Annotated in this window: 9 protein-coding genes; 4 read left to right on the plus strand and 5 right to left on the minus strand. The window is 64.6% G+C overall.

Annotation, left to right across the window (positions count from 1 at the left end):
• Together IEX41_RS18810 and IEX41_RS18815 are read right to left on the minus strand one after the other, a co-directional pair.
• Window positions 1-3,459, minus strand: coding sequence for a chemotaxis protein CheB (locus IEX41_RS18810; RefSeq protein WP_188791867.1), 3,459 nt, complete (start codon window positions 3,457-3,459; stop codon window positions 1-3).
• A 78-nt stretch (window positions 3,460-3,537) separates the two neighbouring features.
• Entirely contained in the window at window positions 3,538-4,083 is a 546-nt protein-coding gene (locus tag IEX41_RS18815) for a PAS domain-containing protein (RefSeq protein ID WP_188791868.1), read from the minus strand.
• A 222-nt stretch (window positions 4,084-4,305) separates the two neighbouring features.
• On the opposite strand from IEX41_RS18815, the gene IEX41_RS18820 reads away from it, so the two are divergent.
• The 4 genes from IEX41_RS18820 (at window position 4,306) to IEX41_RS18835 (ending at window position 8,111) form a co-directional block, all read left to right on the plus strand.
• Window positions 4,306-6,507: a DEAD/DEAH box helicase gene (locus tag IEX41_RS18820; RefSeq protein WP_188791869.1), complete on the plus strand. Its 2,202-nt coding sequence runs from the start codon at window positions 4,306-4,308 to the stop codon at window positions 6,505-6,507.
• Window positions 6,508-6,706: 199 nt separating this feature from the next.
• On the plus strand, window positions 6,707-6,868 hold the full coding sequence (locus tag IEX41_RS21615) for a hypothetical protein (RefSeq protein ID WP_229673365.1): 162 nt from the start codon (window positions 6,707-6,709) through the stop codon (window positions 6,866-6,868).
• Window positions 6,869-7,405: 537 nt separating this feature from the next.
• Window positions 7,406-7,834 carry a ParB/RepB/Spo0J family partition protein gene (locus IEX41_RS18830; RefSeq protein WP_188791870.1) on the plus strand — a complete coding sequence of 143 codons (429 nt, stop codon included), beginning with the start codon at window positions 7,406-7,408 and terminating at the stop codon, window positions 7,832-7,834.
• Window positions 7,812-8,111, plus strand: a complete 300-nt coding sequence (locus IEX41_RS18835) for a hypothetical protein (protein ID WP_188791871.1) — start codon at window positions 7,812-7,814, stop codon at window positions 8,109-8,111. The genes IEX41_RS18830 and IEX41_RS18835 overlap by 23 nt, the downstream gene beginning before the upstream one ends.
• Before the next feature lie 59 nt (window positions 8,112-8,170).
• Here IEX41_RS18835 and IEX41_RS18840 read toward each other — a convergent pair whose 3' ends face one another.
• The 3 genes from IEX41_RS18840 to IEX41_RS18850 form a co-directional block, all read right to left on the minus strand.
• Entirely contained in the window at window positions 8,171-9,403 is a 1,233-nt protein-coding gene (locus IEX41_RS18840; RefSeq protein ID WP_188791872.1) for an NAD(P)/FAD-dependent oxidoreductase, read from the minus strand.
• Between the two features lie 531 nt (window positions 9,404-9,934).
• Window positions 9,935-11,302: an NAD-dependent succinate-semialdehyde dehydrogenase gene (locus IEX41_RS18845; RefSeq protein ID WP_373285667.1), complete on the minus strand. Its 1,368-nt coding sequence runs from the start codon at window positions 11,300-11,302 to the stop codon at window positions 9,935-9,937.
• Window positions 11,303-11,634: 332 nt separating this feature from the next.
• Window positions 11,635-12,759 carry a sensor histidine kinase gene (locus IEX41_RS18850; protein ID WP_188791874.1) on the minus strand — a complete coding sequence of 375 codons (1,125 nt, stop codon included), beginning with the start codon at window positions 12,757-12,759 and terminating at the stop codon, window positions 11,635-11,637.
• Window positions 12,760-12,784 lie beyond the last annotated feature (25 nt).

Raw genomic sequence — 12,784 nt, forward strand, 5'->3', positions numbered from 1 at the left:
TTAAGCCCTTTCCTGCGGCTCATAAACGAGGACCATTTTCCTCAGGTTGCCCGAAACCTCGGTCTGAACGCGCCCGTTAAGCTGGCTTGCGCTCAGCTGAATAAGAGTGGAACCAAAGCCGCTGCCGTCTTGCTGCACCTCAACAGTGTCCGAATGGTATTCGTTCCATTCCAGTACGATTTCTCCGTTCTGCTGTTCCTTCCATGTCACTTCGAGCCGCCCGCCCGAGGCATTGAGCACCCCGTACTTGGCAGCATTGGTGGCCCATTCGTGCAGCAGCAGCGACATGGCGGTCAGATCTTCGCGCGACACCCTCAGCGAAGGCCCCTCATAGCGAATGTCGCTCCGGGCGTTCTCGTAGGGTTGCAGCGCCACGCCGACCACCTCTTTGAACGGCAGGCCTTCTGTATGGGGGCCACGCTGGGTCAGGTCGTGGGACCGGGCCAGCGCGCTGATCCGGGCCTGAATGTTGTCCACCAACTCGGACACGTCGTCGGTGTTGCGACCTGCAAGACGGACCAGTCCCGAGATGATCGAGAACATGTTCTTCATCCGGTGGTTCATCTCGCGCAGCATCATCTCGCGGATGGAGCGGGCTTCCTGTTCGTTGGTGACGTCAAAGATCACCCCCAGCAGGCGGGTGTTGCCCTGCCCGCTGACCCGGTGGCCGACCAGCCGCACATGGGTAAAGCGCGGGCCGCTGCCACTGAGGCGGAAGGTCAGGTCCAGCGGTCTACCATCATCCATGGCCGCGTTCAGCGCCGTTTCGACACCCTCGCGATCCTCGAGCGTGACGGTGCGGATGAAGCGGCGCAGCGCAAGACTGCCCTCCCCCTGACGCAGGATGGCGCTGCCGGGCTTGTCCACGCGCATTGTCTTGGTGTCGGGATCGCATTCCCACACCCCGAGGCCCGACACGTCAAGCGCAAGGCGCAGGCGCTCGCCCTCGTGACGCAGGGCCTCTTCGAGGCGCAGGGCGTTGGTGATTTCGGTGAACACCAGCGTGGCACCGCTCTGCACCCCGTCGCGGGTGCGGTAGGCGGTAACCACGAGAGACCATGTGCGCTGCCCTTCGCGGTCGCCCACGCGCAGATGACGCGGTTCGCCGTCGGCGATGACGTCCTGCGTTGCATCCAGCACCGCCTCGTTCTCACGCAGGGTGCTGGTGACCTCGGTCAGGGGTCGGCCCCGGTCCGAGACGCGGAACGGGTAGATCGCGGTGATCGCATCGGTGAAGTTGCGGATCTCCATCGTCTCATCCACCACCACCAGCGGCAGGGCGGTCGAGGCGAAGAAGTTGCTCAGGTCCGAATTGGCGACCGACAGCTCGTCGACCTTGCTCTTGAGCTCGTCGTTGACCGTGGACAGCTCCTCGTTCGTCGACTGAAGCTCCTCGTTCATCGACATCATTTCTTCGTTCGAGCTTTTCAGCTCCTCGTTCGCGGTCTCGAGCTCCTCGACGGTGGTGTGCAGGCGGATACGGGTGCTGCGCAGCTCGTCCTCGAGGCTCTGGACGTGGCCGTCCATGGGATCGAGCTCCTCGAACTCATCCTCGTCGAGCGGCTCGAAGCGGCTACGTTCGCGGAAGATCAGAAGGATGGTGCCGTCGCCCACCGGCTCGGCGATCAGCTCGAAGGGCTGCTCGCCGAACTCGGACTGCGCAACCAGATCGCGCGACACGATGCGCCGCTTCTGCCGCGCCCCCTGCCGGATGATGGCCGACACCGCCTCGCGCACGCCGGGGCGCGCGGTGGAGGGCGCAAAGCGGTTGGTCTCGGAATTGCCCGAGAAATCGAAGTACTTGCCGAGGCGCCCGCCGGTCTTGAGGATCTCGCCCGCAGCCGACACGCGCATGGTGGGCGGCGCGTATTTCTCGGTCAGCCGGTCGATGCTGTCGTCGTCATTCCAGTCAAGCCGGGTCGACGGCGCGCTGTCGGTGGCGGGGCGGCGGCGCGGACCGCTCTGGTTGCTGTCCTTGCCGCGCAGGTGCACCGGGTATTCGGGGCGGCCCTCGTTGCGGCGGAAGATCCGCGCCTGCTGGTCGATGGGCGAGAAGACATGATCGTAGCGGCCCACGGTTTCGGACGGGCCAAGGAACAAGATGCCGCGCGGCTTGATGGCGTAGTGGAAGATCGGCAGGGCCGTCGCCTGCAGCCGGTCGCCGAAATAGATCAGCAGGTTGCGGCAGGACACCAGGTCGATGTTGGAAAACGGCGGATCGCGCACGACGCTGTGCAGTGAGAAGCGGATCATGTCGCGGATGCGCGACACGATCTGGAACCGCCCGTCCCGGGCCACGGAATAGAGATCGCGCATGCCCTCCGGGATATCGGCCAGCGCCGCCTGCGGGTATGTGCCCTCGCGGGCGATGCGCAGCATCTGCTCATCGATGTCGGTGGCGAAGATCTGGATGTTCACCGACCGTTTCTGGATGCGTGCTTCCTCGGCAAAGAGCATGGCGAGGGAATAGGCTTCCTCGCCGCTGGAACAGCCGGGAATCCAGACGCGGATCTCGTCATCGTCGCGGGCATCACGGATCAGCGGTTGCACGCAGACTTGCCGCAGCGTTTCGAAATGCTCGGAATCGCGGAAGAAGCGGGTGACGTTGATCAGCAGGTCGCGGAACAGCAGTTCGCATTCCTGCGGATCGGACCGCAGGTGCTGCAGGTAGGCCGAGGCATCGGCCATGTCGAGCACCTGGATGCGGCGCTGCACCCGGCGGATCAGGGTCGAGGTCTTGTAACCCGAAAAATCGTGCCCGACGAAGTTGCGCACCACCGAGCAGATGTCGGGCAAGGTGTCCGACACGGAATTGGCGATCTGCGCATCGACGGTATGTTGAAGCGAATGGGCGTAGAACTGGGTGATCGTCTCGACGATCTCCGACGGGCGGCGGACGAAATCCACGAGGCCGGTGTTGCGGGCTGACAGCGGCATGCCGTCGTACTTGGCGGTCTTGGGATCCTGCACGATGCACAGCCCGCCATGTTCCTTTATGGCGCGCAGCCCCGCGCTGCCGTCGGCACCGGTGCCCGACAGGATCACGCAGGCGGCAAAGCGCCCTTGGTCCACCGCGAGACTTTCGAAGAAATCATCGATGGGCCGGCGCAGGCCGCGGGGCTGGGCAAACTCCGTCAGCTCGAGCACACCATTCTTCACGGACAGTCCGTAGGCGGGGGGAATGATGTAGACGTTGCCCGCCTCGATGGTCTCGCCACCGTTGACCTGGCGCACGTTGAGCGAGGTCTGCCGCGCCAGCAGCTCGGCCAGTAGGCTTTCGTGGTTCGGATCGAGGTGCTGCACCACCACGTAGGCCAGATCGTTGTCCGGAGCGGCACCGGACAGCATCTCGCGGATCGCCTCGAGCCCGCCGGCGGACGCGCCGATGCCGACGATGGACAGGCGGTTGTCGTCGGAGGCGCGCTCTGGCGTGGGGGTCTTCTGATCGTCGTCGTTCATCGCGTCGCTTGTGTCATTCGCCGGGCCGGCGCCAGTGCCGCCGGAAGGTTTCCAGGATCGCCGGACCGGCGCGTGCCGTCAGTAGGGGTCATCTAGCGTCAGGCGCGCCATCACCGCCACGGAATCCGCCAGAAGCTGCGAAGATTCCTGCATGGCCAGCCCGAATTCGCGGGTGATCTGACTGATGTCGGTCAGTGCATCGTAAAGTGTGCCGTCGTTCTTGCGCACCTTGCTGCGCTGCAGGGCGCCAGTCATGTCGAACTGCGAGGCCAGGATGAAGATCACCTCGCCCGATCGGTCGCGCATCCGGGACATGTAGACGTAGTTGTGAAACGGCGTGCCGTCCTTGCGGTAGTTCAGCACCGGAAACCGGCCCGCATCGGGACCTTCGCCATGAACGAAATCGTGCAGCGGCTGACGCATGGCATGCGTGGTGTCTTCGCCCTGCAGGAAGCGGCAGTTCTGTCCGATCACGTCTTCCTCGGCATAGCCCGTCAGCGCGCAGAAGCTGTCGTTGACCAGCACCAGCGGCGCGTCCTCGTCCGTCGACGAGAGGGCGAGCGCGATGTTCGACTTGCGCAGGTAATCCGCCAGCTTCTGCGGCGGCATGGTGAGGTCGGGCATAAAGTCGGGATCTTTCGGAAATCTGTGAACCCCTAAAGATGCATCTCTGTTGCCGCAAGACAAGCGCTGCACCGCCGATATATGCAGTTTTGACCATTCTTCGCGAAATGATGATGTACTCGCGCGACGCAATCCGTTAGGGACACGGATCTGCCGGCACCCTCAGGGGCGCGTGGCCCTTCGTTTTTGTCTGCCCTTCCCGATATCCGGAATATTCCTGTCATGATCGCTCCCCTGTCCGAAGCCCTTGCCCAACAAGGCTTCGATACCCTTACCCCCGTGCAGGAGGCCGTCTCCGACCCCGCCCTCGTAACGGAGGATCTGCTGGTGTCGGCCCAGACCGGCTCCGGCAAGACGGTGGGATTCGGCCTTGCCATCGCGCCGACCCTTCTGGGCGATGAGGACCGTTTCGGCCCGGCAGGCGCCCCCATGGCACTGGTCGTGGCCCCGACGCGCGAACTCGCGCTGCAGGTCATGCGTGAACTCGACTGGCTTTACGCCAAGACCGGCGCGGTGGTGACATCGTGCATCGGCGGAATGGACCCGCGCACCGAACGCCGGGCGCTGGAGCGCGGCGCGCATATCGCCGTGGGCACCCCCGGCCGCCTGCGCGACCACATCGAACGCGGCGCCCTGCAGCTGGGCGAAGTGCGCGCCGTCGTGCTCGACGAGGCGGACGAGATGCTCGACCTCGGCTTCCGCGAGGATCTCGAGTTCATCCTCGGGGAAGCGCCCGAGGAGCGCCGCACCCTGCTGTTCTCGGCCACCGTGCCGCCGATGATTGCCAAGCTGGCGCAGGAATTCCAGAACGATGCCAAGCGCATCAGCACCATCGACACCTCGCAGCAGCACTCCGACATCACCTACCAGGCGGTGAAGGTGGCGCAGCAGGACGTGGAGCATGCGATCTTCAACATGCTGCGTCTGCATGACGAGGAAAGCGCGATCGTCTTTGCCAACACCCGCGCCGCGGTGAACCACCTGACCGCCCGCCTTGCCAACCGTGGGCTCGCCACGGTGAGCCTCTCGGGCGAGCTGAGCCAGGCCGAGCGCAGCCATGCGCTGCAGGCCATGCGCGACGGTCGGGCGCGGGTTTGCGTGGCCACTGACGTGGCGGCGCGCGGCATCGACCTGCCCAAGCTGAGCCTCGTGATCCACGCCGATCTGCCGAGCAACACCGAAACCCTGCTGCACCGTTCGGGCCGCACCGGCCGCGCCGGGCGCAAGGGGATTTCCGCGCTCATCGCCCCGCCGCGCGCGGTGGGCAAGGCGCAGCGCCTGCTGAAATGGGCCAAGCTCGATGCCGAGTGGGTGTCCGCCCCCTCCGCCGACGAGATCCTTGCCCGTGACGAAGAGCGCCTTCTGGCCGACCCCGCGTGGGAGCAGGAGGTGAGCGAAAGTGAAACCACCTTCGCCGAGAAGCTGCTGGCGCAGCGTTCGCCCGAGGTGATCGCCGCGGCTTACCTGCGCCTTTACCATTCGCGTCGCGCCGCCCCTGAAGAGCTGCTGCCGCCCGATGCCGCGCCCGAACGGCGCGAACGTCGTGAAAAGCGTGAATTCGGCCCTGCGAAATGGGTGTCGCTGTCCGTGGGCCGTGACGACAAGGCCGAGCCGCGCTGGCTGCTGCCGATGCTCTGCCGTGCCGGCGGGCTCGACAAGAACGACATCGGCGCGATCCGCGTGGGCGACAAGGAAAGCTTCGTGCAGCTGACCGAGGCCTCGCTGGATGGTTTCATGACGCGCCTCGGCGACTCCAAGGCGCTGGAAGAGGGTGTGACCGTTCGCGCTGTCGAAGGCGAGCCGGACCTTCCCCCGCCGCCGCCGCGCGGCAAGCCCCGTGGTGATTTCGGCGGCCGGGACCGTGGAGATCGCGGCGACCGACCCCAGGGCCGGGGCCCGAAGCCCCCGTTCAAGGGCGGGGATCGCCCCGATCGTGGTCCGCGTCCCGATCGCGGCCCACGGCCCGATTTCAAGGACCGTGGCCCGCGCCCCGAACGCTCGGACCGGAACGCAGGCCCGGTCAAGCCGCGCCCGGACACGGACGCTGGGGATCGCCCGCGTCCTGCCGGCGCGAAGCCGGGTCCGAAATCCGGTCCCAAGCCGTCGCCGCGCCCCGCAGGCAAGGCAGGCTTCAAGCCCGGCCCGAAACCCGGTGGAGGCGCCGGTTTCAAATCCGGTTCGAAACCTGCTGGCAAACCCGGCCCCAAGCCGGGGCCGAAAGCGGCTGGCGGTTTTGCGGGCAAGTCCATGTCCGACCCGTCGGCCAGCCTGCGCAGCCGTCCCGGCGCGAAGCCGGGTGGCAAGCCCGCAGGCAAGTTTGGCGGCAAGCCGGGCGGTAAACCCGGCGGTGGTTTCAAGTCCGGTGATGGCATCAAGACCGGCGCCCCGCGCGGCGGCAACAAGCCTCCCAAGCGCAAGGGCTGAGCGACACCAACGCAAACGGCGGAGCCTCAGGCTCCGCCGTTTTTCGTCAGGACGCGTCTCGTCACCGGATGACGGGGAGAGGCCTGCGGTCCGGTTGCCGCGCTGCAGGGCGACGAGGTCCAGTCCGTCATCACCCGGCAGGTCGAGCAGGCGCGCCAGTTCGGCGCGGCGGTCGAGAATGACGATGCCGGGGATCATGATGACGCGGAAGATGATGATCCGCCGGGCCGCATCTTTGTCGAACAGCCTGTCGGCGGCGCCAATGGCCTCGAGCACATCGGTCTTCGGGCCGAACCCTGGCGTGGATGTCGACGAGGATACGCTCTGCCCGTTCTTCCAGCACGGCGCCCCGACAGCCTGAAGTATGCCCTTCGCGATACCTACTGGCCGGGCATCGCGATGATCCCCGCAAACCTCGGCCTCTATGATGCCGAGTACGAGTTTGCTGCGCGGATGGTGCAGGAACAAAGCCTCGTTCTCGACAAGCTTCGGGCCGACACCCGAGCCGAAACCCACAAGCACTGCAGGGTCTATCTTGATGCCGTGGGACGCGAGGTCGAAACCGTGGTCTGCAAGACCTGGCCCAGCCATCATGCGGCGCTGAAAAAGGGATCCTATGAGCAAGAAGCACGACGCCTTTTCGACGATATCCTTGCCGGGCTTGGCGAAGACGCGGGACTAACCGGAGACAGGGCAGGAGCGCTTCCTCAAACGGTCCAACTCCCTGGCCGAGCAGATGCCCGGCGGGCGGCAGGACAAGGTGCTGCGCCTTGTGGACCCGGCCACCTGCATCATGTAGGAGGGGCACAACCGCGCTTACGAGCTGCTGACCGAAGGCAACACGCGTGATCTGATCGAGGGAACGCTGTCTCACGGGCGGCAGGCATTTGCCGCCATCGTGCGCCGTCTGCGCCCGCCCCACGACACCACCGGCCCCGAGTTCGAGGTGATTTGCGGCGCCCGGCGCCATTTCGCAGTGAGCTGGCTACGGGCCAACACCTCCCCTCGGTTCCGCTACCTGATCGAAGAGCGCGAGCTGACCGATGAAGAGGCCTTCCGCCATGCGGACATCGAGAACCGCGACCGCGAGGACATCTCGCTTTACGAGCGGGCCCGCGATGACGCCCGTGCGGTCGAGGCCTATTACGGTGGTCGGCAAAAGCGGATGGCTGAGCGGCTTCAGGTCTCTGCCGGTTGGGTGTCGCGCTACCCGCAGCTGGCAAAGCTCGATCCCCGCATTGTGGCGGCCTTTTCCGTCGCCGCGCGGTGTGAAAGAGCTCCATGCGCGCCAGCTGAAGCCGCTGATGCAGACCGCCGCCGCCCGTGAGGCGGTGCTGGCCAAGGCCAAGGACATAGCCACAGAAGCTGCGGATGGGCAGGCGGTACCTGTGGCCAAGGTGCTGTCACCGCTCAAGCAGGCGGGGGAGCCCCCGAAAGAGCGCAAGGTGGCAGACCAGTTGCTTAAAGCGGGCAAGGACGGCACAGTTCACGTCCGCCGCAAGGGCCGCCGCATCCAGATTGAATTCGACGGAATGCTTGATGATGATGAACTCAGGGCCGCCGTCGATCAGTTCCTTGCCGTACGCAAGGAAAGCGCGCTCTGACCGGTTGCCAGTCGGCAATCGCGCGGATAATCTATGTTTCTCAGTCGGTTGTCAGGGATCTACCGGATGGCGAAAGGGCGATTTTCAGGAGCGAGGGCGGCGTGAAGTGTGTCGCCTTCACCGGCCATTGCCTCTGCCAGCAGCGTTCCTGTGGTCGGCCCGAGGGTGAAGCCCTGGTGCCCATGGCCAAAATTCGCCCAAAGTCCGGTGTGTCGGGGCAGGGGGCCTGTCAGCGGCAGCATGTCCGGCAGGCATGGCCGATGCCCGAACCACGGTTCGGGTGCGGCACGCGTCCCTAGCTCGATGTCATGGCGCAGCGCCTTTTCCGCGCGGCCCAGTTGCGCCGGGTCGGACGGCGCGTCCATGTCCACCAACGCCGCGCCCGAGGACATCCGTAGCCCGGCCCGCATGGGGGACAGCACCACGCCGTTGTCGGTGTCTACAAACGGGCGGTTGACCGGTGCGGCGGCTTTGAAATGGCGATGGTACCCACGTTTTCGCAGCATAGACACGCGGTATCCGAAGCGTGCCAGAAGCTGCGGTGACCACGGACCAAGGCAAACCACCACGTGTTCGGCCTGGGTGGGGCCAAGCCTCCAGCCTGCACCGGCAGCTGCCACCTCATTTGCATCGCCCTTGATGATACGACCGCCGCGCTGCATCAGCAGGTTGGCATAGCCTCGGACGAGGCCGCCGGGATCCGCACAGCTCCAGGCACCGGTCCAACGGATCGCTCCGGCCATCCGGGTCCGGAACCCCGGCTCATCAATGCAGAACGTGTCGGGACCCTGGACAAGATAGGGAATGCCGAAGCTCTCGGCCATGCGCGCTGCGTACGCGGTGCGTGCATCGAAGGCGGCGGTCGAGCGGAAGATCTCGTTGAAGCCGTCCCGCCGGATCATGGGCTCCAGTCCGGCGGCGTCGATTAACGGGCCATGATCGGTCGTGGCGCGTGAGGTCAGTTTGGCATACCGAAGAGAAATGCGGGCGTGATGGCCGGGGGAAGAGTTCTGCCAATAGCGTGCCAAAGATGGTGCCATGCGCAACAGGGCGGGCAGGGCGTAGCGCAGGTCATTATCGCGTCCGGCAAGGTAGCGCAGCATGACGCGAGGATCGCGGGGAAAGGCATAGGGTTCGGCCGCCTCAGTCTGGATGATCCCGGCATTGCCATGGCTGGTTTCTTCGCCGGGGCCGCGTCGGTCGATGACGGTCACGTCGTGACCACGGGACTGCAATGCGAGCGCGGTCCCGATCCCCACCATTCCAGCACCAAGAACAATGATTTCCGACATTTGAGCTGTCCCATCATGAGCTGTGATCCCATTAGCAACCGGATGAGGCGCGGCTGTGCAAGGGAAGATGCCAATGATTGTCTCGGTTTTGCACAGCGCCTTAGTGGTGTGGCTGAGACGTTTGAGGCAGGCGAAATATGTATTCCGAAATTGGAATTTGATGAGGCGTAGTGACGAGGGCGATGCCCACTGCCTAGGCCACTGTTCTCGATCAGTTTTCGGGTCTGCAACGGACGATCGCGTCGGTTTGCCTGTTAGGTCCGTGTTGCGTGCTTTGCAGACGGCTAACTCAGTGAGAGTACGGATGGTCTGCGCACGCCGCCCGTAGCTCGGAGTCTGCTTGCCCTCAAGCTCCCAGACCGCAGGGGCCTGAAAGCCATTGCAGGCCGCGGGCGGGGTGACGGAACAGAGACAAGCAAAGGCCTGCAACGTGGTTCGACACGCCGCAGGCACTTTGCATGGAATACGCTGACTGGAGTTGGGGAAACGCCACGTGTGGGACGGCGGGGGACAAGGCCCCGCCGCCTGTTGTTACCCGGGCAGGGTGATCGCCTTGGCGTTGACAAACTCGGTCATCCCGAAGCCGCCATGCTCGCGACCATAGCCACTGTCCTTCACGCCACCGAAGGGCATCTCGGGCGTCGCGAGGTTGAAGTGGTTGATGAAGACCATCCCGGTGTCGAAATGCTCTTTCGCCAATGTCCGGGCGCGATCCTCGTCCTTGCTGATGATGCCCCCGCCAAGGCCGAAACGGCTGTCGTTGGCTATCCGCATGGCATCCTCGTCATCCTTGGCGCGGATCACGGATGCGACGGGGCCGAAGAGCTCGTCGTCATAAGCTGGCTGCCCGGGGGCGACCTCCGTCAGGACCGTGGCGGGATAGAAATACCCCTTTCCGTCCGGCATCTCGCCGCCGACGGCGATCTTGGCACCCTTCGCGACGGATTGCTCGACCTGCTCGTGCAGCGTTTCTCGCAGGTCCTTGCGGGCCATGGGGCCAAGGCCGGTTTCATCTTTTGTCGGATCGCCCAGCGTCACGTCGCCCATCGCCTTCAGGTAACCGTCGACGAAGGCGTCATAGACCTTGTCGGTGACGATGAAGCGCTTGGCATTCACGCAGGTCTGACCGTTGTTGTAGATCCGGCCCGCAACACAGGTCTTGATCGCAACATCCAGATCCGCATCCTCGAGAACGAGGTAGGCGTCGTTGGAACCAAGCTCCATCACCGTCTTCTTGAGGTGCTCACCGGCCTTTGCGGCGATTTTGCTGCCGGACGTTGCACTGCCGGTCATGGTGACGCCGCGCACCAGTTTGTGGGCGATCAGGTCATCGGACTGGTCATGGTCGATCAGCATGACGGTAAAGAGGTTCTTCGGCAGCCCCGCCTCTTCGAAGATATCTCGCAGCATCAGGCCCGATCCGGTGCAGATCTCGGCGTGTTTCAGCAGCACCCCATTACCTGCCATCAGGTTGGCAACCGCGTAGCGCACTGCTTGGTAGGCCGGGAAGTTCCAGGGCTGGATGCCGTAAATCACGCCAATGGGGGAGTAGGTGATGACACCCTTTCGCCCGTCCTGCAGACTGCGTTCTTCATCGGCAAGCACGTCGGGCCCGGCTTTGGCGGTCCAGTCGCAGATGCCGGCGCAAAGATCGATTTCGTCGCGGCTGTCCTGAAGACGCTTGCCCATCTCACGGGTCATGAGCTGCGCGAACTCTTCCTTGCGGTCGCGAAGCTTCTGGCCGACGGCCTTCAGGATTTCGCCTCGCGCTTCATGCGATTTGTGCCGCCACTGTTCGAACGCCGCGTGACAGGCTTCGAGGGCAGAGATCGCCTCTTGGTCGGTCATCAGTGGATAGGTTTCCAGCGTCTCTTCCGTCGCCGGGTTCGTGGTAGTCATCGCGCTCTCGGAACTGAATGGGTCCCTCATATCTTTTCCTTTCAAATTCGCTTCTTGCTGCCCCAACGTAGTGGGAAGGCGAGCTGTTCCTGATGCGCCGTTCACGACATGTCTCCTCAAGGTGACCCGTTCACGCGTTCCCGAGCCAGGGATGCATGGCTGGCAAGGATTTGGAGCAAAGAAAGGTGGGAAGCCTAACGTGGCGGCACCGCCGTTCGGAAAGGGCAGATCCGGCACTGTATAGGCCAGCCCCTCACGCGGCGCACAGACATGGGGCGCAGGTGGCAACCTGAACCGCGCATGCCGGGCCTCACCCGAGGCAGGCAGCCGCGTCAGGAGATGCGGGGGAAGCTCATTTCCACGGTCACGCCACCGCTGACGTCAACCGTCATGTGGCCCATGTTGCTCGACACCGTGGTGCGGATCATGCGCCAGCCCAGCGAGCCCGAACGCTCGGGCTTGTGGCCTTCGGGCAGTCCGACGCCATCATCGCTGAATCGATAGAAAATGGTGTCGTTCTGCGTCACCAGGCGGATCGAGATCCGCCCCTTGGACCGGTCCGGGAAGGCATGCTTGAAGGCATTGGTCACGAGCTCCCCGGTGATCAGTCCGAGGTCTAGCGCCAGCCGGGCAGGGATCGGCATGTCATCGCTGTCGATCTCGACCTCCACCTGCAGGTCGGCGCGGTTGAAGGTCTCGGCCAGCGCGGAAATCTGCTGGAGGTAGGGGCCTGGCTCCACCGTTTCCCCGGTGCCTGCCTGCAGCAGCTTGTGGGTGCGTGCCATCGAATCCACACGGATCCCGAGCGAGGCGAGGACATCACGGGTTTCATCGGCTTCGGCGCGGCGCTGCTCCATGCGGATCAAGGAGGCAATCATGGTCAAATTGTTCGCGGTGCGGTGATGCACCTCACCGATGGTCAATTCGCGGGCGCTGAGGTCTGTTTCAAGCTGGCGGATGCGGCGGTCCGCATTGCTTTCACGCATCAGGATCTCGTCGCAGCGGTTGCCCGCGTCTTCGGCGACACGCGCCAGGTCCGACGTTTCGACCGGAGCGGCAAAATCGGCATGGATGCGGGTGCCGGTGGCACCGGTATCGACGTTGAACGCATCGGCCATGCGGCGTACTCCCGCCAGCCCTAGGCCCAGGCCATCACCCATAGCCCGCGTGCCGTGGCCCGCCAGCGCTTCTTCAAGGTCATCGATGCCCGAGCCCTGATCCGCGAAAGCAAGACGCAGCATCACGGCGCCGCCGCGCGGCTCGTGCAGGCTGAGCCGGGCAAAGCCGCCGCCGCCGTGTTCGATCACGTTGCGCGCCAGTTCGAGGGCGCAGGTGACCAGCCGCGTGGCATGAAACCGTTTGAACCCCAGCGTTTCGGCGACGGCCGTGGCGATCTGTTGCAGGATCTTGACGTCGTCTGCGGCTGTCAGGGACAGCGAGGTAATCGTCTGGGCCATCGTCGTCTCCGGATGGGCTGCGGTC

Origin of the sequence: Salipiger pallidus (assembly GCF_014643635.1) — a bacterium.
Taxonomy (GTDB): domain Bacteria; phylum Pseudomonadota; class Alphaproteobacteria; order Rhodobacterales; family Rhodobacteraceae; genus Salipiger; species Salipiger pallidus.